The organism is Nocardioides sp. (assembly GCF_047607185.1).
Lineage (GTDB): Bacteria > Actinomycetota > Actinomycetes > Propionibacteriales > Nocardioidaceae > Nocardioides.
Window position 1 is genome coordinate 66,625 of record NZ_JASGDQ010000061.1, and the last position, 22,986, is coordinate 89,610.

The window sequence follows — 22,986 nt, forward strand, 5'->3', positions numbered from 1 at the left end:
TCGACGGCGTCGGTTGCCGGAGTCGCCGCCGTCAGTAGGCGCCCTGTCTGGCGATGAGCATCAGGATGTAGACGGTGATCATCACGATCAGGAAGCTCAGATCCAGCGCCATCCCGCCCAGCCGCAGCGGCGGGATGATCCGGCGCAGCGCCTTGATCGGTGGGTCGGTGGTGCTGTAGACGCCCTCCAGCGCCACCAGCAGCGGGCCCCTCGGCTCCCAGGAGCGGGCGAACACCTGCACCCAGTCGACGATGAAGCGGACCCACAGCAAGCCCATGAAGACGAACAGCGCGACATAGACGATCACCCACACGGTACTCATGCGCGACCTCGCTTCGCTCGGTGGGGGCATGAGCGTCGCGCGCTGGCTTGGATGATTCGCTCGCTCCGCTCGCTCATGCGCGACAGCCTAGTCAGGACTGGTTGAAGAACCCGCCCTCGGCGATGCGGCGCTTGGTCTCGGCGGCGACCGAGACGCTGGGCGGCGAGAGCAGGAACACCTTGCTGGTGACCCGCTCGATGTCGCCGTGGGTGGCGAAGATCAGGCCGGCGGCGAAGTCGACGAGGCGCTTGGCGTCGGCGTCCTCCATCTCGGTGAGGTTCATGATCACCGGCACGCCGTCGCGGTAGTTCTCGCCGACGGCCCGGGCGTCGTTGTAGGTCGATGGCTGCAAGGTGACGATGCGCGAGAGCTCGGTGACGTCGCGGACCAGCTGCGGGCGGCGCCGCTCGGCCAGGTCGGCGACCTGGGGCTTGGGCTGGTGCTTGGACTTGCGCTGCTCGCGGGGCTGCCGGGTGCGCACGGCGGCGACCGGCTGGGTCATCGCGCCGGTCTCCGGGCCGTAGTTCTCGGCGGCGTAGAGGTCGCCGTAGGTGTCGTCGTCGTACCGACCGGTGTCCTCGACCAGGCCGAGGTATTCGCCGATCCTGCGCATCGCGCCGCTCATGACGTGTGACCTTCCGCTAGCTGTTGCTGTGTTGACACTAAGGGACGAGCGGCCTCGAACCGAGGACCGCCGAGCCGACACGCACGTGTGTCGCGCCGACCGCGATCGCCTGCTCCAGATCGCCGCTCATGCCGGCCGAGAGCACCGTGGCCGACGGGTGCTCGGCGAGGAAGCCCTGACGGATCCCGGCGAGCCTGTCGAAGGCGGTCGCAGGGTTCTCGCCGAGTGGTGCGACGGCCATCAGTCCGCGCAGCCGGAGCCCCTCGGTAGCGGCCGCCGCGGCAGCCAGCGCCGCCAGCTCCCGAGGGGGTACGCCGGCCCGGCCGGCGCGGTCGGGCGGGTCGAGGCTGACCTGCAGCAGGATGTCGAGGGTCGTGCCGCGCTGCTGCGCGCCCCGGGCGAGCGGAGCGAGCAGCTTGGCCCGGTCCACGGACTCGACGACGTCGGCGTAGCCGGCCACGGCGGCGGCCTTGTTGCTCTGCAGGCCGCCGACGAAGTGCCAGGCCAGGCCCAGGTCCTGGCACGCAGCGGCCTTCGCCTCGGCCTCCTGGTGGCGGTTCTCCCCCACCTCGCTCACTCCGAGCCCGGCCAGGACGCGGACGTCGGAGGCGGGGAAGAACTTGGTGACGACGACGAGGCTCACGCTGCCGGGCGCGCGGCCGGCGGCGGCCTCGGCGCGGGCGATCCGCTCCCGGACGGCGGCCAGGCTGCCGGCCAGCTCCCGGGTCCGATCCTGGTGGGGTGTCGAGCTCATGCCAGCCACACCAGCCCGGCGAGCCGGCCCGCGGCGGCGCCATCGCGTCGGTAGGAGTGGAGTCGCGGGTCCTCGAGGGTGCAGCCGCCCACCCTGGCCGCGTCGACGCCGCGGGCCCGCAGCTGCTCCTCCGCACCGGCGCCGAGGTCGAGCGCCGGGGTGCCCCGGCTGGTCTCGGCGTAGGTCGCCGGGACCACCGCGGCGACCTCCTCGCGCATCGGCGCCGGCACCTCGTAGCACCGGCCGCAGACATGGGGGCCGATCCAGGCCCGCAGCTCGCCGGCGCCGAGGGCGCGCATCCGCTCCACCGCCTGGCCGATGACGTCGAGCGCGATGCCCGCCCGGCCGGCATGGACCGCACCGACGATGCCGGCGCGCTGGTCGGCCAGCAGCACCGGGACGCAGTCGGCGGCCCTGATCATCAGGCCGGTGCCCCGGCGCGTGGTGACGAGCGCGTCGCCGACCGCGGTGTCGCCGACGGGCTCGGCGAGCCTCGCCGCGAGCGTCTCGTCGATGACGACGACATCGGCACCGTGGACCTGGTGCAGCCGGGCGAAGGGCACGCCGGTGGCCTCGACCACCGCCTCGAGCGTCGCGGCGAAGGCGGGCCGCTCCCCCTGCAGGTCGATCGAGGCGTCGGTGAACGCGACCTCGACCCGGGGGCGTCCCGGGTCGAGGTCGTGGGTCTCACGGAAGGTGAACACGAGTCCTTACTTGAGCCAGGACGGCACGTCCAACTCGTCGTCGAGGTCGGCCTGCTCGGACGTGACGTACCGGGGTACCGGTGGCGCGGTGGGGCCGGCGGGGGGAGCGCCGACGGTCGCCTCCTGACGGACCGCGCGCGCCTCCTGACGGGCGGCGACGGCGGCCTTGACGTCCTCCTGGCTGGCCTGCGGCCGGGCGGCGGGACGGCCGAGCTGCTCGCCCTCGCGGAGCTTCTTCGGCGAGCCGCCGTCGAAGCCGGCGGCGATCACGGTGACGCGGACCTCGTCGCCGAGGGCGTCGTCGATGGTGGCGCCGAAGATGATGTTGGCGTCGGGGTGGACCGCGTCGGCGACCAGGGCGGCAGCCTCGTTGATCTCGAACAGGCCGAGGTCGGAGCCGCCGGCGATCGAGAGCAGCACGCCGTGGGCGCCGTCGATGCTGGCCTCCAGCAGCGGGCTGGAGACGGCGGTCTGGGCGGCCTGCACGGTGCGGTCCTCGCCGCGGGCCGAGCCGATGCCCATGATCGCGGAGCCGGCGTTGGACATCACCGACTTGACGTCGGCGAAGTCGAGGTTGATCAGGCCGGGAGTGGTGATCAGGTCGGTGATGCCGGCGACGCCCTGCAGCAGCACCTGGTCGGCCTGCTTGAAGGCGTCCATCACGCTGACGTTGCGGTCGGAGATCGACAGCAGCCGGTCGTTGGGGATCACGATGAGGGTGTCGACCTCCTCGCGGAGCGCCGCGATGCCCTCCTCGGCCGACTTCGCGCGCCGCTTCCCCTCGAAGGCGAACGGCCGGGTGACCACGCCGATGGTCAGCGCGCCGAGGCTGCGGGCCATCTTGGCGACCACGGGTGCGCCGCCGGTGCCGGTGCCGCCGCCCTCGCCGGCGGTGACGAAGACCATGTCGGCCCCCTTGAGGACCTCCTCGATCTCCTCGGCGTGGTCCTCGGCGGCCTTCTTGCCGACCTCCGGATTGGCTCCGGCGCCGAGGCCGCGGGTCAGCTCGCGACCGATGTCCAGCTTGACGTCGGCGTCGCTCATCAGCAGCGCCTGCGCATCGGTGTTGATCGCGATGAACTCGACGCCCTTGAGGCCGATCTCGATCATCCGGTTGACGGCGTTCACCCCACCGCCACCGATGCCGACGACCTTGATGATCGCCAGGTAGTTCTGTGCAGCTCCCACGGTGCTCGCCCCTTGTTCGTCTTCCGCAGTTGTGTCGTCCGGCGTGTCGCTCAACCATCACCCTCAAGATGAGGGTTATAGTTATGTCAACCTGCTGTTGGTGAAGACATTAGGCATCGCCCTGCCCGGATCTCGTGCGACACGCGGGGCGGAGGTGAATTCAGGGCCCTGCGGGTGGCTCAGCTCGAGGTCGGCTGGCCCGGCACGGAGACGTCGATGGTCTGGACGTCCATCGGCAGCATCGAGGTCAGCACCTTCGCCTTGGTGGTCGACTGGTCGGCGCTCCCCCACACCACGGTGCGGCCGTCGGTGAGCACCAGCGAGATCTCGTCGACGGTGCGGACGTCGACGTGGTCGACCACCTTCGTCACCGAGGCGGGCAGCGCACTGATCACCTCGGCCGCCTCGGCGAGCGCCTCGGCGCTGGTGCCCTCGGGCGTGCGCACGACCGGGAGCCCCTCGGGCGCCTGCTGACCGTAGTCGAGGAAGACCACGCCGTGACTGTCCAGCGCCCGGAGCTGGTCGCCGATCTGAGCCACCGCGATCGGCGTGCGCTCGGTGACCTCGATGAGCACCTGGTCGGGCCACTGTCGTGACACCTCGACGCTCTCCACCGGCGGCAGCGCGGCGACGCGGCGGCGGACGCCGTCCAGGTCGACGCCGACGAGCGGCTGGTGCAGCTGGACGGCCGCGGCTCGCCGTACCTCCCCCTTCTTCAGGCTGTGCAGGCCGGTGATCTCGACGGCCTGCACCGACAGCAGGCTGGAGAACCACAGCGCCCAGACGGCGGTGCCGGCCGCGGCGAGGACGAGTACGACGGCGAGCACCGGCTTCCACCGCAGCCAGCGACGGCGCCACTGTCGGCGGGCGAACCGCCGGCGGGTGCGGCGCTCCCGGCGGGCAGCCCGCTTGGCGGCCTTCCGCTCCTCCTCGGTGCCGGCCGCCTCGTCGGTGGTCATGCCGTCAGCCACCCAGCAGCTCCAGCACCCGCGGCCCGGTCTCGGTGACGCTGCCGGCACCGAGAGTCAGCACCAGGTCGCCGGGCCGGGCCCGTCGGGCGAGCTCGGTGGCGGCCTCGGCCACGCCGGGCACGAACGCGACCCGCTCCGGCGGCAGCGGCACGTGCTCGGCGACCAGCGCGCCGGTGACCTCGGGGTCGGGGTCCTCGCGGGCCAGGTAGACGTCGAGCACCACCACCTCGTCGGCGGCACCGAGCGCCCGGCCCATGTCGGGGCCGAAGATCCGGGTCCGGGAGACCAGGTGGGGCTGGAAGGCGACGATCACCCGGCCCTCGCCGGCGACCGCGCGGGCGGCCTCGAGGTCGCCGGCGATCTCGGCCGGGTGGTGGGCGTAGGAGTCGTAGACGACGATGGCGCCGCCGGCGGTGTCGACGGCGCCCTTGCGCTCCATCCGGCGCCGGGTGCCGCCGTAGGACTCCAGCCCCTTCGCGAGGGCGTCGAACGGGTAGCCGAGCCGGAGCCCGAGCGTAAGCGCGGCGAGCGCGTCGAGGACGTAGTGCCGGCCCGGGATGCGCAGCGTGACCCGGCCCAGCTCCTCGCCGCGGTCGACGACGGTGAACGCGGAGGTGGCGCCGGCGAGGACGACGTCGACGGCGCGAACCTCGGCCAGGTCGGTGGTGCCGACGCCGACGAAGATCTTGCCCAGGCTGGCGGCGACGGCACGCAGCGCGGCGGCGCCGGGGTCGTCGACGACCGCGACGAGCAGGTGGTCGACGCGCTCGACGAACTCGGCGAACGCCTCGCGGTAGGCCGCCTCGGTGCCCCAGGAGTCGAGATGGTCGGCCTCCACATTGGTCACGATGGCCGCGAACGGCCGGTAGACCAGGAAGGCGCCGTCGCTCTCGTCGGCCTCGGCGACGAACAGCTCGCCGGTGCCCTCGCCGGCGTTGCTGCCGGTGGTGGTCAGGTCGCCCCCGATGGCGTACGTCGGCTCGGCGCCGGCGGCCTGGAGGGCGGTGGTCAGCAGGCTGGTGGTGGTGGTCTTGCCGTGGGTGCCGGCCACGGCCAGCACCTTGCGGCCGGCCATCACCGAGGCCAGCCCGGCCGAGCGTGGCCAGACGCGCAGTCCGAGCCGGCGCGCCTCGACCACCTCGGGGTTGTCCTCGCGGACGGCGGTGGAGACCACCAGCGTGTCGGCGCCGTGGACGTGCTCGGCGGCGTGCCCGAGGTGGACGACGGCGCCGAGGTCGCGCAGCCGGGACAGCGTCGCGGAGTCGACGCCGTCGCTGCCGGAGACCGGGATGCCGCGGGCCAGCATGATCCGGGCGATCGCGGAGAGGCCGGCGCCACCGATCCCGACGAAGTGGACCCGCCCCAGCCGGTCGGCCGGCGGGATCGTCTCGGGCACGGGAAGCCTCATCGGGCCACCTCGGTGATGATGCGGGCCAGTGCCTCGTCCGCGTCGCGGGGCACCAGCGCGCTCGCCCTGGCGCCCAGGTCCGCGAGCCGGCCGGCGTCGTGGATGAGGTCGGGGACGGTGGCGGTGAGCCACTCCGGCGTGAACGCGGCGTCACTGACCAGCAGCGCTCCCCCGGCCTCGACGACCGGGCGGGCGTTGCGCTCCTGCTCGCCGTTGCCGTGCGGCAGCGGCACGAAGACCGCCGGCACGCCGACGGCGGCCGCCTCGACCACCGAGCTGGCGCCGGCGCGGCACACCATCAGGTCGGCGGCGGCCAGGGCCAGGTCCATCCGGTCGACGTAGCCGAGCGGGACGTAGCCCTCGCTCGCGGGCGGCAGCTCGTTCTTGGGGCCGACCACGTGCAGCACCTGGACGCCGGCGGCCACCAGCGCCGGCGCGGCGGCGGTGACCGCGTCGTTGAGCGAGCGGGCGCCCTGCGAGCCGCCGGTGACCACCAGGGTTGGCAGCGAGTTCGACAACCCGAAGAGGGAGTGCGCCTCGGGGCGGGCGGCCGCGCGGTCGAGAGTGGCGATCATCGACCGGATCGGCAGGCCGACGTACTCCGCCCGGGGCAACGGGGTGTCGGGGAAGGACACCGCGACCCGGCGGGCGAGCCTGGCGCCGATCCGGTTGCCGATGCCGGGCAGCGCGTTCTGCTCGTGGACCACGATCGGCACCTTGCGGCGGCGGGCGGCGAGGTAGACCGGCACCGAGACATAGCCGCCGTAGCCCACCACGACGTCGGGGCGCAGCCGGTCGATCAGGTCGCGGGCGGCGCGGACGGCGCCGCGCAGCTTGCCGGGCACGCGGAACAGCTCGGGGTTGAGCGAGCGTGGCAGCGGCACCGGCGGGATCAGCTCGAGCGGGTAGCCGGCCTCGGGCACGACCCGGGTCTCCAGGCCCCGGGCGGTGCCGACGCAGGTGATCTCCGTCGCCGGGTCGAGCTGGCGCAGGGCGTCGGCGGTGGCGAGCAGAGGCGAGGTGTGGCCGGCGGTGCCACCACCGGCGAGAAGGACGCGCATGACGAGGCCGAGTCTAGGGAAGTCTCTAGGAGCGGGCGGCCAGGCCCGCCGAGCGCATCTTGCGGCGCGCCGCGAGCGCGCGGGCCGCCTCCGGCTCGCGGCGGGCGAAGCCGATCACCAGGCCGAGCGCCGCCAGCGAGGGCAGCAGCGCCGAGCCGCCGTAGGAGACCAGCGGCAGCGGGATGCCGATGACGGGCAGCAGCGCCAGCACCATGCCGACGTTGATGATCATCTGGCCCAGCAGCCACACGACGATGCCGAAGGTGGCGTAGCGGACGAACGGGTCGGTGGTGTTGCGGGCGACCCGGATCGCGGCGAACGCGATGGTGAGGAACAGGCCGATGATCAGCAGCGTGCCGACCAGGCCGAGCTCCTCGCCCAGGACGGCGAAGATGAAGTCGGTGTGCGCCTCCGGCAAGGTCCCCCACTTCTGCTGTGAGGCTCCGATGCCCTCGCCGAACCAGCCACCCGAGGCGAGCGCGTAGAGGCCGTGACCGGCCTGGTAGCCGTTGTCCTGGAGATCGGAGAACGGGTCCATGAAGTTAGTCAGCCGTGACATCCGCACCGGGTCGATGGTGGCCAGCGTGAACGCCGCGACACCGAGGACGGTAGCGGCGAGCCAGAAGAGCTTCATCGGGGCACCCGCCACGAAGAGCATGCCGAGCAGGATGGCGATGAAGACCAGGCCCGTGCCCAGGTCACGACCGAGGATGACCAGCCCGCTCGCCAACAGCATTCCGGGCATCACCGGGACCAGCAGCTGGTGGAGACTGCCCAGCCGGCGCTCCTTGTTGGCGTAGATGTTGGCCGCCCACAGCACCAGCGCGAGCTTGGCGACCTCGGAGGGCTGGATCGAGAACGGGCCGAGCGGGAGCCAGTTCTGGTTGCCGTTCCTGGTGTCGCCGATGACGGCTACCAGGCCGAGCAGACCGAGCGAGCCGATGTAGCCGAGCCAGACGAAGCGGCGGATCCAGCGCGTCGACATCCGGGAGGCGAGGTAGGCGACCGGCAGGCCGAGCAGCACCCACAGCAACTGGCGCTTCACCACGGCGTAGGAGTCGCCGTAGATCTTGAACGAGTAGACGCTCGACGCGCTCAGCACCATCACCATGCCGATGGTGAGCAGCAGCGCCGAGGCGCCCAGCAGCAGGTAGTAGGCGGTCAGCGGCCGGTCCAGCGCCTCGCCGAGGGCGCGGAACCACGGGACGCGCTTGAGCGAAAATCGTGGCAGGGCTCGTACGGCGGAGCTGACGGTGGTGTCCTGGGGACGTCCCGGCAACACTGTCGTCACGTCCTGCCCCCTGCCTCTCCTGCGCTTGTGGCCTCAGCCTCCGGTCCTGGCCCGCACCGCGGCGGCGAAGGCGTCGCCCCGGGCGGCGTAGTCGCGGAACTGGTCCATCGATGCGCAGCCGGGCGCCAGCAGCACGGTGTCACCGGGCCTGGCGAGTCCGGCGGCGGCCACGACGGCCTCCTCCATGACTGCCGCACCAGTCTCACCTGTCTCAACCGTCACAACAGGAACATCCGGCGCGTGTCGCGCAAGAGCCTGGGCGATCACCTCGCGGTCCCGGCCGATGAGCACCACGCCCCGGAGCCGGTCGGCGACCGTCGTCACCAGGTCGTCGAAGCCGGCGCCCTTGGCGAGGCCGCCGGCCAGCCAGACCACCGGGTCGTAGGCGAGCAGGCTCGACCGGGCGGCATGCGGGTTGGTGGCCTTGGAGTCGTCGATCCAGCGGATGCCGTCGTGCTCGGCGACCACGGTGATGCGGTGGCCGCCCGGCCGGAACGCGCGCAGCCCGTCGCGGACCGCCTGCTGGCTGATGCCGTGCGCCCGGGCCAAGGCCGCCGCCGCCAGCGCGTTGGCGACGAAGTGGGGGGCGTCGCTGGCCAGGTCGGCGATGGTGCACAGCTCGGCGGCGCTGGTGGCGCGCTCGGCGATGAAGGCGCGGTCGACGAGGATGTCCTCCACCAGGCCGACCATGCCGACGCCCGGCATGGTCAGGGTGAAGCCGATAGCCCGAGCGCCCTCGACGACCTCGGCCTCCTCGACCAGCCGCCGGGTGGCCTCGTCGGCGACGTTGTAGACGCAGGCCCGGCTGACCCGCTCGTAGATCCGGCCCTTGTCGGCGGCATAGCCGGCCATCCCGCCCAGCCCGTCGTACCAGTCGAGGTGATCCTCGGCGAGGTTGAGCACGGCGGCCGACTCGGCGGCCATCGAGTCGGTGTAGTGCAGTTGGAAGCTGGAGAGCTCGACCGCCAGCACGTCGTACGGCGTCGGGTCCATGACCGCCTCGACGACCGGCAGCCCGACATTGCCGACGGCGGCCGAGCGCAGTCCGGCGGTGCGCAGGATGGTGTCGAGCATCTCGGTGGTGGTGGTCTTGCCGTTGGTGCCGGTGACGGCCAGCCAGGGCGCCGGCTGGTCGGGATCGCGCAGCCGCCAGGCCAGCTCCACCTCCCCCCAGATCGGGACCCCGCGCGCGGCGGCCTGGGCGAGCAGCGGCGCGGACGGCCTCCAGCCGGGGCTGGCGATGACCACGTCGACGTCGTCGGGGAGCAGCAGGGTGGCGCCCTCCGCCAGCCGGATGTGGGCTCCCAGGGTCTCCAGCAGCGCGGCGCGCTCCTGCCGGTGCTCGTCGCCCGGGCTCTCGTCCAGCGCGGTCACGTCGGCACCGAGGAAGAGCAGGTTGTCGGCGGCGGCGGCGCCGGAGACGCCGAAGCCGGCGACCACCGCCCTCACTCCGCCCCAGGAGTCGTGCCGGCCGAGAGAGTCAGGAGACATCAGTTCGCCCTGTCTGATTTGCTCACTAGTTCGCGGCTACCCACTCGGCGTAGAAGATCCCGACGCCCACCGCGACGAACAGGCCGGTGACGATCCAGAACCGGATCACCACGGTGACCTGCTCCCAGCCGAGCATCTCGAAGTGGTGGTGGATCGGCGCGATCCGGAAGATGCGCCTGCCGGTCCCCGTGAACCGCCTGGTTGCCTTGAACCAGGACACCTGCAGGATGACCGACAGCGTCACCATCACGAACAGACCGCCGAGGATCACCACCAGCAGCTCGGTACGGGAGAGGACGGCGATGCCGGCCAGGGCGGCGCCGAGCGCCAGCGAGCCGGTGTCGCCCATGAAGATCTGCGCCGGCGAGGCGTTCCACCACAGGAACCCGATGCAGGCGCCCGCGATGGCCGCCGCGACCACGGCCAGGTCGAGCGGGTCGCGCACCTCGTAGCACTTGTTGTTGACCGTGGTGTGGCAGGCCTGGTTGAACTGCCAGATGCCGACGATGGTGTAGGCGCCGAAGACCAGCGCACAGGCGCCGGTGGCCAGGCCGTCCAGGCCGTCGGTGAGGTTGACGGCGTTGCTGAACCCCGTGACGAAGAACCAGATCACCGCCAGCACCACCACAGTCGGCAGCGTCCAGCCCCAGTCGCGCAGGAACGAGAGCCGGTCCGAGGCAGGCGTGTAGCCCTCGTCGTCGGCGAAGTGGTGCCAGAGCGCGAGGGCGCCGAAGACCAGCGCGACGATCGTCTGGCCGATCATCTTCGCCTTGCTGCGCAGGCCGAGGTTGCGCTGCTTGAAGATCTTGATGACGTCGTCGAGGAAGCCGACCACGCCGGTGCCGACGAAGAGGAAGAGCAGCAGCCAGGCCGAGGCGGAGGGCTGCTGGCCGGTCATCAGCTTGGCGACCAGGTAGCCGATCACCGTGGCCAGGATGATGACCACACCGCCCATGGTCGGCGTACCGCGCTTGGAGTGGTGGGTGAGCGGGCCGTCCTCTCGGATCTCCTGCCCGTAGCCCAGCTTGGTGAACTGCGCGATGGCCACGCGGGTGCCGAGCAGGGAGATGAGCAGGGCCAAGCCGCCGCCGAGGAGGATCGCTCTCATAGCGGGTCCATCTTGTCCTACGCCGGGCCGTGCTCAGGAGACGCCATGCCGGAGCGCCACCCGAGCGACCTCGCGGTCGTCGAAGGGGTGGACCACGCCGGCGACCTCCTGGCCGGTCTCATGGCCCTTGCCGGCGATCAGGACGAGGTCGCCGGGCCGGGCGCGGCCGACGGCCTCCTCGATGGCGGTACGGCGCTCGCCGATCTCGACGACCTCCGCCTTTCCCTGGCCTGCGCTCCCCTGCCTCGCGCCGGCCAGGACGGCGGCCCGGATCGCTGCCGGGTCCTCGGAGCGCGGGTTGTCGTCGGTGACGATCACGACGTCGGCCAGGCCGGCGGCGATCTCGCCCATGAGCGGTCGCTTGCCCGGGTCCCGGTCGCCGCCGGCGCCGATGACCACGATGACCTTGCCCGCCGTGAGGGGACGCAGCGTCCGGATCGCCGCCGCCACCGCATCGGGCTTGTGGGCGTAGTCGACGATGACCGTGAACGGCTGGCCCTCGTCGATCCGCTCCAGCCGCCCCGGCACGCCACGGGTGGTGGCGATCCCCTCGACCACCCTGGCCGGGTCCAGGCCGGCCTGCGCCGTGGCGGCGATCGCGGCCAGGGTGTTGGCGACGTTGTAGTCGCCGGCGAGCGGGGTATGGGCGAGGAGGTCGACGCCCGGGCCCACGACCCGGAACGACGACCCCTGATCGTCGGCGCGCCGGTCCACCGCCCGCCAGTCGGCCTCGGCGGCGAGCGCGCAGGTGACCGTCGGGATCGCCGGGTCGGCCGCGAGCCGTCTGCCGTGCTCGTCGTCGACGTCGACCACGGCACGCCGGGCCCGCTCGGGGGTGAACAGCGACGCCTTGGCGCGGAAGTAGTCCTCGAGGTCTCGATGGAAGTCGAGGTGGTCGCGGCCGAGGTTGAGGAAGACCGCGACGTCGAAGACGACGCCGTCGACGCGTCCCAGCACCAGCGCGTGCGAGGAGACCTCCATCGCGCAGACCTCGACGCCCTCCTCCACCATCCGCGCGAAGAGGGCGTGCAGGTCGGGCGCCTCCGGCGTGGTCAGCGAGGTCTCGACGTCGTGGCCGGCGATGCGGGTGCCGACCGTGCCGATCACGCCGGCGGTGATGCCTGCCGCCTGCAGGCCACCCTCCAGCAGTCGGGTGGTGGTGGTCTTGCCCTGAGTCCCGGTGACGCCGATCATCCGCATCCGGGTGGCGGGCTCGCCGTAGATCCGCGCGGAGAGGCTGCCGAGCAGAGCGCGCGGGTCGTCGACCACGACGAGCGGCACGCCGGCCGGCGCCCGGCTCACCCCGGCCGGGTCGGTGAGCACGGCCACCGCGCCGGCAGCCACGGCCGCGGGCGCGAAGTCGATGCCGTGGGCCCGGGAGCCCGGCAGCGCGGCGTACAGGTCGCCGGGCAGGACCCGCTGGGAGCTCAACGAGATGCCGGTGACCGCCACCTCGGGCGCGCCGGGCACCAGTACGGCGAGCGAGGTCACCGGCGGGCGTCGCGGTCGGGCGGCGGACAGGCTCACCCGGCCGACCCTATCCGTCGGGCGGCCGCCGGGCTCGACCCGTCGCTGAGCTCCGGAGGGATCGCCGGGTTGTGACCTACTGCAGCTCAGTACGTCAGCGCGCCCGGGCCCCACTCGACCGGCAGGTGCGAGGCCTCGGTGCCGGTGGACTCGACCCCGAAGTGCCGCAGCGCATAGGCCATCACCCGGGAGAAGACCGGGCCGGCATTGGAGCCACCACCCCGGTTGGTCTTCGGGTCCTGGATCACCACGTAGACCGTGAAGCGCGGATCGTCGGCGGGGGCGAAGCCGGCGAAGGAGACGGTCACGCTGCCGTCGTAGCACTTGCACTTGGCGTTGACGCGCTGGGCAGTGCCGGTCTTGCCGGCCACCCGGTAACCGGCGACCTGCGCCTTGGGCGCGGTGCCGGTGGCCGGGTCGACGACCCGCTCCATCATCTTCATCATCTGGGTGGCGGCCTTCTGGCCGATCACCCGGGTGGAGGTGGCCTCGTCGGTGCCGACGGTCTCGCCGGCGTCGTTGGTGGCGCTGCCCTTGATCAGGCTCGGGGTGACCTTGACACCGCCGTTGGCGACGGTGTTGATCGCGACCGCCTCCTGGAGGGCGTTGACCGAGACCGACTGACCGAAGTCGACGCGGTCCTCGACCTGGTCGGTCCAGGCGGTGCCGCTGGGCAGGATGCCCGGCGACTCCCCGGACAGGCCGACGCCGGTCTTCTCGCCGAGGCCGAACTTCGCCAGGTAGTCGCGCAACTGGCCGGACTCGAACCGGTCGGCGGCCAGCACGGTGCCGATATTGGAGGACTGCGCGACCACGCCGGCCAGGGTCCACCGCATCTTGTCGGTGGGATGGACGAACCAGTCGTGGATCGGACGGTCCTGGCGATCCAGCTCGTTGGGCACCACCAGCTTGGTACGCGGGGTGATGGCCTTGTCGGCGTCCATCAGCGCCGAGAGGGTGAGCACCTTCTGGACCGAGCCGGGCTCGTAGACGTCGGAGAGGGCGCGGCTGCCGCGGTCCTTCTTCTTGCTGGCGGCGGGATCGTTGGCGTCGAAGGTCGGGTAGTCGACCAAGGCGAGGGTCTCGTCGGTCTTGGCGTCCAGGACGATGACGGCGCCGGAGGACGCGCCCGAGCTGGTGACCGCCTGGGCGAGCGCCCGGTAGGCGTAGTACTGCAGGCCGCGATCGATGGTGAGGGTGATGTCCTGGCCGTCGACCGGAGCGACCGTCGAGCTCGGGCTGAGCGGCAGCTTGCGGCCGCCGGAGACGACATAGGTGGCCTTGCCGTCCTTGCCGGCCAGGGTCTTGTCGAAGCTGCGCTCGATGCCGCCCAGCGACTCGTCGATGCCGACGAAGCCGATCAGGTTCGCGGCCAGCGTGCCCCCGGGGTAGTCGCGGGCCGGGTCGCGCTGAGTGGAGAGACCCTTGTAGCCGAGATCCTCCGCCGCGGTGACGGCCTCGGTCGCGAGCGCGGCGGGGACCCGGCGGGCGACGTACTCGAATTGGGAGTCCTCGGCCGCGACGCCGTCGTGGTCCTTGCCGCGCAGCGCCTCGAGCGTGTCGGCGTAGTCGATGTCCAGCTTGTTGGCGAGCAGCTTCGCGAGCTGCGGCGCGACCTTGCGGGTGGCCTGCGGGTTGGCCACCACCATCAGCCCGTCCACCGAGGTGGCGAGCGGCTCGCCGTTGCGGTCGAGGATGTCGCCACGGGTGGCGGGCAGCACCACGTCGACCAAGCTCGACTTCCGGGCGGCGGCCGCATAGGAGTAGGGGTCGAAGCCCTGGAGTTGCAGCAGTCGAGCACCGAACAGGGAGAGCACCATCGCAATCAGGAGGAACCCGATCCGGAGCCGGAGATGGGGGGAGCCACGACCGGTCTGGGTTGCCACGTGTGTCCCCTCCTGCTGTTACTGGTGTGACTGATGTGAGTCTGTCCGACGACGTCGTGGATCGCGCGGTACGACGCCGCGTGTCGGGCTAGTTGCCCGTGAGGTTCGGCTTCGGGACCGGCGGCCACAGCGGCGGGGTGGCGTCCCCGGAGGCGGGCACCGGGTCGCCGGTGACCTTGCCGGTGTCGACGTTGAGCACCACGGAGTTCGGGTAGATCACCATGCCGAGCTTCTCGGCGGCGGCCGCCACGCTCTCCGGACTGCGCAGCTTCTCCAGCTCGGTCTCCAGCTGCTCCTGCTGGGCCGCCAGCACCTCGGCCTGCTTCTCGAGCCGCGACTCGTCGAAGGCGGCCTGTTGCATGGAGGTGTTGAACATCAGCAGCGCGACCACGCCGCCGAGCAGGATCAGGCTCACCAGGGTGACGAACGGGATCCGCGCGGCGCGGACCCGCCGTCGTGGCACCACGGTGAGGCGGGCCCGGTGGAGGGCGTCCTCGGCCCACGGCAGTCTGACGATCTGGGTCTGGCTCATGGCTTTCTCCCCGGGGAGACTGGGTCGGATTCTTGGGAGAGACGGACTCGCTCGACGGCACGCAGCCGGACGGAGGCGGCGCGGGGGTTCTCGGCGATCTCGGCCTCGCTGGCCCGCTCCGCGCCCCGGGTGAGGAGGCGGTGGGTCGGCTCCATCCCCTCGGGGACGAACGGCAGGTCGGGCGGGACGTCGAGCCTGGTGGCGGCAGTGAAGACCCGCTTGACCAGCCGGTCCTCCAGCGAGTGGTAGGCCTCCACGACGACCCGGCCGCCGACGGCGAGGGACCGCACCGCGGCGGGGATGGCCCGGCGCAGCACGCCGAGCTCGTCGTTGACCTCCATCCGCAGCGCCTGGAAGGTGCGCTTGGCGGGATGACCGCCGGAGCGGCGAGCCGGCGCCGGGATGACGTCGTAGAGCAGTTCCACGAGCGGGCCGCTGGTCGTCCACGGCGCGCTCCCACGGCGGCGGACGATCTCACCGGCGATCCGGGAGGCGAACCGCTCCTCGCCGTACTCCCGCAGCACCCGGGTCAGCTCGGCGGCGGTGTAGGTGTTGAGCACGTCGGCGGCGGTGGCGCCGGTGGTGTCGTCCATGCGCATGTCCAGCGGCGCGTCGACGGCGTAGGCGAAGCCACGCCCGGGCTCGTCGAGCTGCATCGAGGAGACGCCGAGGTCGAACAGCACCGCGTCGGCCGCCGCCAGCCCCTGGTCGGCGAGCACGCTCGGCAGCTCGTCGTAGACGGCGTGGACGCCGGTGAAGCGGTCGCCGTACGGCGCCAGCCGCTCGGCGGCCAGTGCCAGCGCGTGGGTGTCGCGGTCGATGCCGATCACCCGGCTGGTCGGGATCCGCTCGAGGACGGCCTCGGTGTGGCCGCCGAGGCCGAGGGTGCCGTCGACCAGCACGGCACCCTCGTGGCGCAGCGCCGGTGCCAGCAGCGCGACGACGCGGTCGAGCATGACGGGCACGTGACGCGCCCCGCTCTCCGTCGTACCGCTCATCGTTCCTCGACCCCGCTCAAGTGGCTGTGCTGCTGGGAGAAGCCCTGCAAACGCAGGGCGGCTCCGTAGCGCCAGGTCTCATGCCCGCTCCCGCGGCTGCGTCGAGCCGGGGAAGCCATCTGGAACCGGGGAAGGTGTCCCAGAGGGCCGGTGGGAGCGGGACTGAGACCTCGCTCTACGGAGCCGCTGTTCAGTTGTGCCGGTGCCTGTCAGCCCTGTGCCGGCTCCTCGTCGAGCTCGGCGAACTTGGCCTGGGCGTCGGTGGAGTAGTCGCGCCAGCGCTCCGGGTCCCAGATCTCGATCCGGTCCATCACGCCGATCACGACGACGTCCTTGGTGAGGCCGGCGTAGGCACGGAGATAGGGCGAGATGCCGATGCGGCCCTGCTTGTCCGGCACGCCCTGCTCGGCGCCGCCGAAGAAGACGCGGGCGAAGTCGCGGTTGCCGCGCACCTTCATCGACTCCTGCTGCGCCCGGCGGGCCTCGTCCATGAAGACGTCCTCGGGCCACACGACCAGGCAGTTCTCCTGACCCTGCGTCACCACGACCCCTTCCGCCAGCCGATCCCTGAACCTCGCCGGGAGGAAGAGGCGACCCTTCTCGTCGAGCTTCGGCGTGTAGGTGCCCATGAAGAAGTCCATCGGGCACCTCCCCTAGGCTCCACGTCCGCTCTCTGTTCCTCCACTTTCCACCACTCTAAACCACTTTCCCCCACCGTCAACCACCGCGCCCCACAAGTCGCCCCTTTTTGCTCCCTCCCCACGAACTGGGTCGGCTCGGAGCTTCCGCTGCTCTCCTGGTGGAATCTCTAGGTAGGTTGGCGGCGTGACGACACAACTCCCCGACCTGGAGACGCTGGCCCGCGTGACGAGCCGGATCCGGGGCAATATCGAGCGGGTCATCGAGGGCAAGCCGGACGTGGTGACCTCGACGCTCGTGGTGCTGCTGGCCGAGGGTCACCTGCTGATCGAGGACGTGCCGGGCGTCGGCAAGACGCAGCTGTCGAAGGCGCTGGCGCGGTCGATCGACTGCTCGGTGCGCCGCATCCAGTTCACCCCGGACCTGCTGCCCTCCGACGTCACCGGGGTGTCGGTGTTCAACCAGAACACCCGGGAGTTCGAGTTCCGGCCGGGCGGGATCTTCGCCAACATCGTGGTCGGCGACGAGATCAACCGCGCCTCGCCCAAGACCCAGTCGGCGCTGCTGGAGTGCATGGAAGAGCGGCAGGTTACGGTCGACAACGTCACCTATCACCTGGAGTCGCCGTTCATGGTGATCGCGACCCAGAACCCTGTCGAGATGGAGGGCACCTACGCGCTGCCCGAGGCGCAGCGGGACCGCTTCATGGCGCGGGTCTCGGTCGGCTACCCGGTGCAGGCCGCCGAGATCGCCATGCTCGCCTCGCACACCCGGGCCAACCCGCTCGACGACCTCGAGCCGGTGGCCGACGCCGCCGAGATCCGCAAGCTGATCGGCATCGTCGGGCAGGTGCACGTCTCCGACCCGGTGCAGCGCTACGCCGTGGCGCTGACCTCGGCCACCCGGGACCACCCCGACCTGACGCTGGGCGCCTCGCCGCGCGCCACCCTCCACCTGGCCCGGGCGGCCAAGGCCCGAGCGGCGCTGGGTGGCCGCGACTTCGTGCTGCCCGACGACGTCTCGGCCCTCGCCGCCCCGGTGCTGGCGCACCGGCTGCTGCCGACCGTCGAGGCCACCATGAACGGCCGCACCACGGCGACGATCCTCGACGCGATCGTCGCCTCCGTCCCCGTCCCGGCCGTCTGAGGACTTCTCGGATGAGGGAGGCGCTTGCGGGGCTGACCGTCCGGGGGCGAGCCTTCCTGGCAGCCGGGGTCAGCGCCATCGCGTGCGCGATCGTGCTGGGGCAGCCCGACCTGACCCGGGTCGGCATCCTGCTGGTCGCGCTGCCGCTGGTGACGACGTACGTCGTGGGGCGTGGTCGCTACCGCCTCTCGCTGGTGCGCTCGGTCAGCCCGCAGGTCATCCCGGCCGGCCAGCCCGCCCGGGTGGTGCTCACGCTGCGCAACGAGGGCCGGATGCCGACCGGCGCGCTGCGCATCGAGGAGCAGGTGCCCTACGCCCTGGGCAGCCGGCCGCGGTTCGTCCTCGACGGGGTCGAGCACGGCTGGCACGACTCGGTCGACTACCCGGTCCGCGCCGAGACCCGCGGCCGCTACGAGCTCGGCCCGATGACCGTGCGGGTCAGTGACCCGTTCGGCATGGTGGAGATGGTCCGCGCGTTCAGGACCACCACTCCCCTGCTGGTGACGCCGCGGACGGTGCCGCTGCCGACGATCTCGCTGGGCGGGGTGCTGGCCGGATCCGGCGACCAGCGGCCCCGGTCCTTTGCCGGCGGCAGCGCCGAGGACGTCACGGTGCGGGAGTACCGTCGCGGTGACGAGCTGCGCCGGGTGCACTGGCGCAGCTCGGCCCGGGCCGGCGAGCTGATGGTGCGGCGCGAGGAGCAGCCCTGGCAGACCCGCGCCACCGTCTTCCTGGACAACCGGGTCGGCGCCCATCGCGGCCAGGGTCTCGCCTCGTCGTTGGAGGCCGCCGTCAGCGCCGCCGCCTCGGTGGCGCTCTATCTCAGTGCTCACGGCTACACGGTCCGGCTGGTCACCGCCGCCGGCGAGCATCCCGACACCAGCTGGCACAACCGCGATAGCGGGGTCACCACCGGTCGGCTGCTGGAGGCGCTCGCGATGGTCGAGCCGGTCCCCGCCACCGCGCTGGACACCCGGTGGCTCGGCGAGCAGGGCTCGGGCGCCCTCACCGTCGCCGTACTGGGTGGCCTGGCCGGACCGGACCTGGCGGTGCTGCGCCGGGTACAGCACCATGCCGGCGTCGCGCTGGCGATCGCCCTGGACGTCGAGGCATGGGGGGCGAGCCGGACCGGCACCGGCGGCATGGCCGGCTGGCTGGCCAAGCAGGGCTGGCGGGCGACCACGCTGCTCCCCGACGACCGGCTCGACCAGGCCTGGCAGGAACTCGGCCTGCGCTCCTCGCGGGGTGGCTCGGCGCGTGCCGAGTCCGCACGGGAGGGCGCTCGTGCGAGCTCGTGACGCCGCGCTGATCCCGATCCTGCTGTCGCTGACCTGTGTGGTGACGGTCTGGCTCACCACGCTCTCCTGGCGGGGCTTCAGCGCCGACCCGGGCGGCTACCTCCGGCCGCTGCTCGCGGTCGGCCTCGTCGTCGCCGTCACCGGTCTGGTGGCGCGCTGGGCGAAGCTCCCGGCACCCCCGGTCGCGCTGGCCCAACTGCTCCTGGGCGGTGCTGCGGTGACGCTGACCCTGACCGGGTCGCCGATCCCGTACGGCGGCGCGCTGGCCGACCTCCGGCTCCAGTTCCACGCCGCCGTGGAGGTGGTCAGAACGCTGCCCCCGCCGGTGCCGGTCACCGACGGCATCGCCCCGCTGCTCCTCTACGGCGGGCTGGGCTGCTTCGTCCTGGTCGACCTGTTCGCCTGCACGCTGCGCCGGGCGGCGCTGGCCGGCCTGCTGCTGCTGGCCGTCTATGCGGTCCCCTTCAGCGTCGTGGACGAGGCACTGCCGTGGCTGGGCTTCGCCTGCTCGGCGGCCGGCTTCCTGGGGATGCTGGCGCTGCAGGAGAGCGCCTCGGTGGCGCGCTGGGGTCGCCGGCTCGCCGACGGCTGGGACAACACCGGCCGGCTCACCGGCGGCGCGATGCAGATCGGCGCCGTGGCGACCGCGCTGGCGGTGGTGCTTCCCGTCTTCGTGCCCACCCTCGATCTCGACGTTCTCGGATTCGGGCCGGGGGGCGGCAACGACCACCGGATCCAGGTCGCCGACCCGGTTGCCAATATGCGCCGGGACCTGACCCGCGGTGCGGACGAGCCGGTGCTCGAGGTGACGACCGACGATCCTCGGCCCAGCTATCTCCGGATCGCGGTGCTGAACCGGTTCAGGGACGAGGAGTGGTCGGCGGGCGATCGCACCGTGCCCGCCAACAACGACGCCGACGGCACGCTGCCGGCGCTGCTGGGCGTGGCGGCGTCGGTGCCGCGGCGGTCCTACAGCTACCAGGTCGAGATCGGCGACAACTTCGACTCCCGGTGGCTGCCGACGCAGGCGCCGATCTCTGAGATCCACGCTGCCGGCGACTGGCGCTATGACACCCGCACCATGGACTTCCTGGCCGGGCAGAAGGGCCTCGACGCTGCCGGGCTGAGCTACGACATGACCGCCGTCGACCTCGACCTGACCACCGCGCAGCTGCTCGACTCGGTGACCTCGATCGGCACTGTCGGGCAGTCCTATGTCGAGTTGCCCGACGACTTCCCCACGATGGCCGCCGACCTCGCCGAGCAGGTCACCGCCGAGGTCGACTCGCCGTTCGAGAAGGCGGTCGCGCTGCAGAGCTTCTTCCGGGAGACCGGCGGCTTCACCTACGACCTGGACACGCCGCTGGGCACCGGATCCGGCGACCTGGAGAGCTTCCTGACCGAGCCCGGCCAGGACAACCCGGAGGGCCGGCGCGGCTACTGCCAGCAGTTCGCGACGGCGATGGCGGCGATGGCGCGATCGCTGGGCATCCCGGCCCGGGTGGCGGTCGGCTTCCTGCAGCCGGAGAGCGTGCGGCCCAACGTCTGGGTGTACTCCACCCACGATCTGCACGCCTGGCCCGAGCTGTTCTTCGCCGGCGCGGGCTGGGTCCGCTTCGAGCCGACCCCGGCGGCGCGGGCGACCTCGGTGCCGTCGTACACCCGAGGGCTCGACTCCGTCCGGCGGCAGCAGCCCTCGAGCACGGCATCGTCCGCGGCACCTACCCGGCAGCCCTCGCAGGCGCCCCAGCTGCCCGAGCAGGAGCAGACCTCGACCGCCACGCCGGACACCGGCGTCTCGCCGCTGTGGTGGTGGAGCCTGGGAGCTCTCGGCGCCCTGGCGGTGCTCGGCCTGATCGCGCTGGTGCCCTCCCGGATCCGGCGGCGGCGGCGCGCGCTGCGGCTGCGCTCGCTCACCCCCGAGGCGGCCTGGCTCGAGCTGCACGACACCGTCGTCGACCTCGGCCTGCGGTGGCCCTCAGGGCTCTCGCCGCGGGCCACCGGCCAGGCGTTGGAGCGCTATGTCGGCGGCGACGCCAACCGCGAGGCGCTCACCCGGCTGGTGGGCCTGGTCGAGCGGTCGCGCTACTCCACCCGAGCCCCTGAGCCGGCCAGCGACGACGACCTGCTCCGCGTCCTCAGCGCTCTCGGCCGCGCCGTCCCGGTCCGGGCCCAGCGCCGGGCTCAGTGGTGGCCGCGATCGGTGACCCGGTGGCGCTCGGTGCCGGAGGCCGCGACCGAGCGGGAGCTGATCGGCTAGCCGAAGGCCTGCTGCACGAGTCTCAGAACACGTTCTCAGAGCGTGCCCGCGCTGTCACCAGCCGTTGTTCTCGTCGCGGCGTCGCCGCCACCGCTCTTCCATGCGGGCCATGAAGGAGCCGCGGACGCCGCGCTGGCGGCGCAGGAGCTTGCCCCGTCGGCCGCCCTCGTGGACGGTGAAGCCGTGGCTGGGGTGGCTGCTGCCGAAGGCGGCGGAGGGCTTGTTGCTCAACGACCTGTTGCGCAAGGCGGCCAGTCCGAAGGTGGCCGAGCCGAGCATCACGACGAAGCCAAGGATGCCGACGACGGGGAGCTGGACGATCACGCCGGTCATCAGGAGCGCGACGCCGACGGCGAAGACGACGCCGGCGAGGATGGCGCGACGGTGCGCGGAGCGACGCAGCGAGGTGCCGCGCAGGGTGGAGGCAAGCTTGGGGTCGTCCTGGATGAGGGCGCGCTCCATCTGCTCGAGCAGTCTCAGCTCCTCTTCCGAGAGTGGCACGGTGCCTCCCAACTTCCTTCGGTCCGTCAACCGCCAGTGTAGGCAGACGGCCGCCGCCATGGTAGGCGGGAGTCGAGATTTTGGCCCGGAAGTGCCATGAGATGACCAGCGGACCCCGCTTCGGGGCCGTCCGGAGGCTGCTCGCGGGTCCTCCGGCCCCGGACAGCGGCCCTGGACAGCGGCCCTGGACAACGGCCCTGGGCAACGGTGGCTCAGCGATGCGCGACCAGGTGCAGCTGCGTCGCCAGCGGCAGGAAGTCGGGTCTCCGTGCCACCGCCTGCTCCAGCTCGATCAGTGCCGCAGTCGAGCCCGGCTCGAGGTCGAGCAGGGAGCCCGGAACGAGGTCGGCGAAGACCCGGACGCCGTGGACGGCGTCGACGGCGAAGCCGGCCGCCGTCAGCAGCGAGGTCGCCTCGGCGGCGGTGAACCGGCGGCCGGTGCGGCCCGTCGGCGAGGGGTCGTCGAGGAGCGCGGCGGCCTCGGCGAAGTGACCGGCCATGGCGCGGGCGATGACGGCGGCGTTGCGCTGGGCCACCAGCAGGCTGAGTCGGCCGCCGGGCCGGAGCACCGCTCGCAGCGTGGCGAGGGCGGCGCCGGGGTCGTCGACGACCTCCAGCACGCCGTGGCAGAGCACCAGGTCGGCGCTGCCGGGCGCGGCGTCCAAGGTGGCCAGGTCGCCCTGGCGCGCCTCGACGCTGACGCCGACCTCGCGGGCTCGGCGGTCGAGCGCGGCCAGCGCGTCGGGGCTGGGGTCCACGACGCTGACCCGATGCCCGAGCGAGGCGACCCCGACAGCGAACCCGCCGGTGCCGCCACCGATGTCGAGGACGTCGAGCGGGGCGCCCGCCAGCATCGGTCGCAGGGTCTCCCACACCACGGCGGTCCGGGCACCGCGCCGGTCAAGAGGACGCTCGGTCGTCATGGCCCCAACGCTAGCGATCCTTGGTCGCCAGGGCATGTCAGGATGCCGCCACCCAGGGCTCTTCTCCGGCGTCGGGAGCGAGGGCAGCATGCGGCGCCAGGCCGAGGGTCTGCTCGACGACGGCCAGGAACCGATCGGCGTCGCGGACCAGCGCCTCCGCGTCGTGCTCGGTCACGGCGCGGGTCGAGCCCGCCTCGGCGGCTGCCCGCTTGGCCGCGCCGGCCGAGAAGTAGGTCGCCCAGTCGGCCAGCTCCGGGGCGACCTGGACGAGCAGTGCCCAGGCGTTGGGCGGACGGCGCCGGCGTCCGGTCGTCGGCGCCGGCCCGGCTCGGGCGGCGACCAGCGCCGCGGCC

At 72.4% G+C, this 22,986-nt stretch carries 22 protein-coding genes; 3 read left to right on the forward strand and 19 right to left on the reverse strand.

Going from position 1 to position 22,986, the window contains the following annotated elements; all coding sequences use genetic code 11:
* Nucleotides 1–31: 31 nt before the first annotated feature.
* The 16 genes from QM595_RS06745 to mraZ form a co-directional block, all read right to left on the reverse strand.
* On the reverse strand, nucleotides 32–322 hold the full coding sequence (locus QM595_RS06745) for a YggT family protein (protein WP_415170769.1): 291 nt from the start codon (nucleotides 320–322) through the stop codon (nucleotides 32–34).
* Nucleotides 323–413: 91 nt separating this feature from the next.
* Complete coding sequence (locus QM595_RS06750; protein WP_415170770.1) at nucleotides 414–947, reverse strand: cell division protein SepF; 534 nt, start codon at nucleotides 945–947, stop codon at nucleotides 414–416.
* A 37-nt stretch (nucleotides 948–984) separates the two neighbouring features.
* Entirely contained in the window at nucleotides 985–1,701 is a 717-nt protein-coding gene (locus QM595_RS06755) for a YggS family pyridoxal phosphate-dependent enzyme (RefSeq protein ID WP_415170771.1), read from the reverse strand.
* Nucleotides 1,698–2,405 carry a polyphenol oxidase family protein gene (locus QM595_RS06760; protein WP_415170772.1) on the reverse strand — a complete coding sequence of 236 codons (708 nt, stop codon included), beginning with the start codon at nucleotides 2,403–2,405 and terminating at the stop codon, nucleotides 1,698–1,700. The genes QM595_RS06755 and QM595_RS06760 overlap by 4 nt, the downstream gene beginning before the upstream one ends.
* A gap of 6 nt (nucleotides 2,406–2,411) precedes the next feature.
* Entirely contained in the window at nucleotides 2,412–3,593 is a 1,182-nt protein-coding gene (gene ftsZ, locus QM595_RS06765) for a cell division protein FtsZ (protein WP_415170773.1), read from the reverse strand.
* 179 nt (nucleotides 3,594–3,772) lie between these two features.
* Nucleotides 3,773–4,552, reverse strand: a complete 780-nt coding sequence (locus QM595_RS06770) for a cell division protein FtsQ/DivIB (RefSeq protein WP_415170774.1) — start codon at nucleotides 4,550–4,552, stop codon at nucleotides 3,773–3,775.
* A gap of 4 nt (nucleotides 4,553–4,556) precedes the next feature.
* Nucleotides 4,557–5,972: a UDP-N-acetylmuramate--L-alanine ligase gene (gene murC / locus QM595_RS06775; protein ID WP_415170775.1), complete on the reverse strand. Its 1,416-nt coding sequence runs from the start codon at nucleotides 5,970–5,972 to the stop codon at nucleotides 4,557–4,559.
* Nucleotides 5,969–7,033: an undecaprenyldiphospho-muramoylpentapeptide beta-N-acetylglucosaminyltransferase gene (gene murG / locus QM595_RS06780; protein WP_415170776.1), complete on the reverse strand. Its 1,065-nt coding sequence runs from the start codon at nucleotides 7,031–7,033 to the stop codon at nucleotides 5,969–5,971. The genes murC and murG overlap by 4 nt, the downstream gene beginning before the upstream one ends.
* 25 nt (nucleotides 7,034–7,058) lie before the next feature.
* A complete protein-coding gene (ftsW, locus tag QM595_RS06785) occupies nucleotides 7,059–8,324 on the reverse strand; it encodes a putative lipid II flippase FtsW (RefSeq protein WP_415170777.1) in 1,266 nt (421 codons plus the stop codon).
* 33 nt (nucleotides 8,325–8,357) lie between these two features.
* The gene (gene murD / locus QM595_RS06790; RefSeq protein WP_415170778.1) at nucleotides 8,358–9,815 is read right to left on the reverse strand and encodes a UDP-N-acetylmuramoyl-L-alanine--D-glutamate ligase; all 1,458 of its coding nucleotides are present in this window, start codon (nucleotides 9,813–9,815) and stop codon (nucleotides 8,358–8,360) included.
* A gap of 25 nt (nucleotides 9,816–9,840) precedes the next feature.
* Nucleotides 9,841–10,923 (reverse strand): phospho-N-acetylmuramoyl-pentapeptide-transferase, encoded by a 1,083-nt coding sequence (mraY, locus tag QM595_RS06795; RefSeq protein WP_415170779.1) that lies wholly within the window; start codon nucleotides 10,921–10,923, stop codon nucleotides 9,841–9,843.
* A 33-nt stretch (nucleotides 10,924–10,956) separates the two neighbouring features.
* Nucleotides 10,957–12,414, reverse strand: coding sequence for a UDP-N-acetylmuramoyl-L-alanyl-D-glutamate--2,6-diaminopimelate ligase (locus tag QM595_RS06800; protein ID WP_415170790.1), 1,458 nt, complete (start codon nucleotides 12,412–12,414; stop codon nucleotides 10,957–10,959).
* A 122-nt stretch (nucleotides 12,415–12,536) separates the two neighbouring features.
* Complete coding sequence (locus QM595_RS06805) at nucleotides 12,537–14,336, reverse strand: peptidoglycan D,D-transpeptidase FtsI family protein (RefSeq protein ID WP_415170780.1); 1,800 nt, start codon at nucleotides 14,334–14,336, stop codon at nucleotides 12,537–12,539.
* Between the two features lie 88 nt (nucleotides 14,337–14,424).
* The gene (locus QM595_RS06810) at nucleotides 14,425–14,868 is read right to left on the reverse strand and encodes a hypothetical protein (RefSeq protein ID WP_415170781.1); all 444 of its coding nucleotides are present in this window, start codon (nucleotides 14,866–14,868) and stop codon (nucleotides 14,425–14,427) included.
* Complete coding sequence (gene rsmH, locus QM595_RS06815) at nucleotides 14,865–15,866, reverse strand: 16S rRNA (cytosine(1402)-N(4))-methyltransferase RsmH (protein WP_415170782.1); 1,002 nt, start codon at nucleotides 15,864–15,866, stop codon at nucleotides 14,865–14,867. The genes QM595_RS06810 and rsmH overlap by 4 nt, the downstream gene beginning before the upstream one ends.
* Nucleotides 15,867–16,075: 209 nt before the next feature.
* The gene (mraZ, locus tag QM595_RS06820) at nucleotides 16,076–16,507 is read right to left on the reverse strand and encodes a division/cell wall cluster transcriptional repressor MraZ (RefSeq protein ID WP_415170783.1); all 432 of its coding nucleotides are present in this window, start codon (nucleotides 16,505–16,507) and stop codon (nucleotides 16,076–16,078) included.
* Nucleotides 16,508–16,721: 214 nt separating this feature from the next.
* Here mraZ and QM595_RS06825 point away from each other — a divergent pair, with 214 nt between their 5' ends.
* The 3 genes from QM595_RS06825 to QM595_RS06835 are packed head-to-tail and all read left to right on the forward strand — an operon-like array spanning nucleotide 16,722 to nucleotide 21,209.
* The gene (locus QM595_RS06825) at nucleotides 16,722–17,651 is read left to right on the forward strand and encodes an AAA family ATPase (RefSeq protein WP_415170791.1); all 930 of its coding nucleotides are present in this window, start codon (nucleotides 16,722–16,724) and stop codon (nucleotides 17,649–17,651) included.
* Between the two features lie 11 nt (nucleotides 17,652–17,662).
* Entirely contained in the window at nucleotides 17,663–18,949 is a 1,287-nt protein-coding gene (locus QM595_RS06830) for a DUF58 domain-containing protein (RefSeq protein WP_415170784.1), read from the forward strand.
* Nucleotides 18,936–21,209 carry a transglutaminaseTgpA domain-containing protein gene (locus QM595_RS06835; protein WP_415170785.1) on the forward strand — a complete coding sequence of 758 codons (2,274 nt, stop codon included), beginning with the start codon at nucleotides 18,936–18,938 and terminating at the stop codon, nucleotides 21,207–21,209. The genes QM595_RS06830 and QM595_RS06835 overlap by 14 nt, the downstream gene beginning before the upstream one ends.
* Before the next feature lie 54 nt (nucleotides 21,210–21,263).
* Here the strand turns inward: QM595_RS06835 and QM595_RS06840 are convergent, their stop codons facing one another.
* The 3 genes from QM595_RS06840 to QM595_RS06850 all read right to left on the reverse strand — a co-directional run.
* A complete protein-coding gene (locus QM595_RS06840; protein WP_415170786.1) occupies nucleotides 21,264–21,710 on the reverse strand; it encodes a DUF3040 domain-containing protein in 447 nt (148 codons plus the stop codon).
* A 212-nt stretch (nucleotides 21,711–21,922) separates the two neighbouring features.
* Nucleotides 21,923–22,633: a methyltransferase domain-containing protein gene (locus QM595_RS06845; RefSeq protein ID WP_415170787.1), complete on the reverse strand. Its 711-nt coding sequence runs from the start codon at nucleotides 22,631–22,633 to the stop codon at nucleotides 21,923–21,925.
* Between the two features lie 37 nt (nucleotides 22,634–22,670).
* Nucleotides 22,671–22,986 (reverse strand): SAV_6107 family HEPN domain-containing protein (locus QM595_RS06850; protein WP_415170788.1); only part of this gene is annotated, 316 nt, incomplete at its 5' end.

What these genes read in the sequence shown, in the direction of transcription:
- murD (WP_415170778.1), bottom strand. Translation starts at nt 9,815, where the DNA reads ATGTCTCCTGACTCTCTCGGCCGGCACGACTCCTGGGGCGGAGTGAGG.
- mraY (WP_415170779.1), bottom strand. Translation starts at nt 10,923, where the DNA reads ATGAGAGCGATCCTCCTCGGCGGCGGCTTGGCCCTGCTCATCTCCCTG.
- QM595_RS06745 (WP_415170769.1), bottom strand. Translation starts at nt 322, where the DNA reads ATGAGTACCGTGTGGGTGATCGTCTATGTCGCGCTGTTCGTCTTCATG.
- QM595_RS06810 (WP_415170781.1), bottom strand. Translation starts at nt 14,868, where the DNA reads ATGAGCCAGACCCAGATCGTCAGACTGCCGTGGGCCGAGGACGCCCTC.
- murC (WP_415170775.1), bottom strand. Translation starts at nt 5,972, where the DNA reads ATGAGGCTTCCCGTGCCCGAGACGATCCCGCCGGCCGACCGGCTGGGG.
- rsmH (WP_415170782.1), bottom strand. Translation starts at nt 15,866, where the DNA reads ATGAGCGGTACGACGGAGAGCGGGGCGCGTCACGTGCCCGTCATGCTC.
- QM595_RS06770 (WP_415170774.1), bottom strand. Translation starts at nt 4,552, where the DNA reads ATGACCACCGACGAGGCGGCCGGCACCGAGGAGGAGCGGAAGGCCGCC.
- mraZ (WP_415170783.1), bottom strand. Translation starts at nt 16,507, where the DNA reads ATGGACTTCTTCATGGGCACCTACACGCCGAAGCTCGACGAGAAGGGT.
- QM595_RS06830 (WP_415170784.1), top strand. Translation starts at nt 17,663, where the DNA reads ATGAGGGAGGCGCTTGCGGGGCTGACCGTCCGGGGGCGAGCCTTCCTG.
- QM595_RS06845 (WP_415170787.1), bottom strand. Translation starts at nt 22,633, where the DNA reads ATGACGACCGAGCGTCCTCTTGACCGGCGCGGTGCCCGGACCGCCGTG.
- QM595_RS06755 (WP_415170771.1), bottom strand. Translation starts at nt 1,701, where the DNA reads ATGAGCTCGACACCCCACCAGGATCGGACCCGGGAGCTGGCCGGCAGC.
- murG (WP_415170776.1), bottom strand. Translation starts at nt 7,033, where the DNA reads ATGCGCGTCCTTCTCGCCGGTGGTGGCACCGCCGGCCACACCTCGCCT.
- QM595_RS06750 (WP_415170770.1), bottom strand. Translation starts at nt 947, where the DNA reads ATGAGCGGCGCGATGCGCAGGATCGGCGAATACCTCGGCCTGGTCGAG.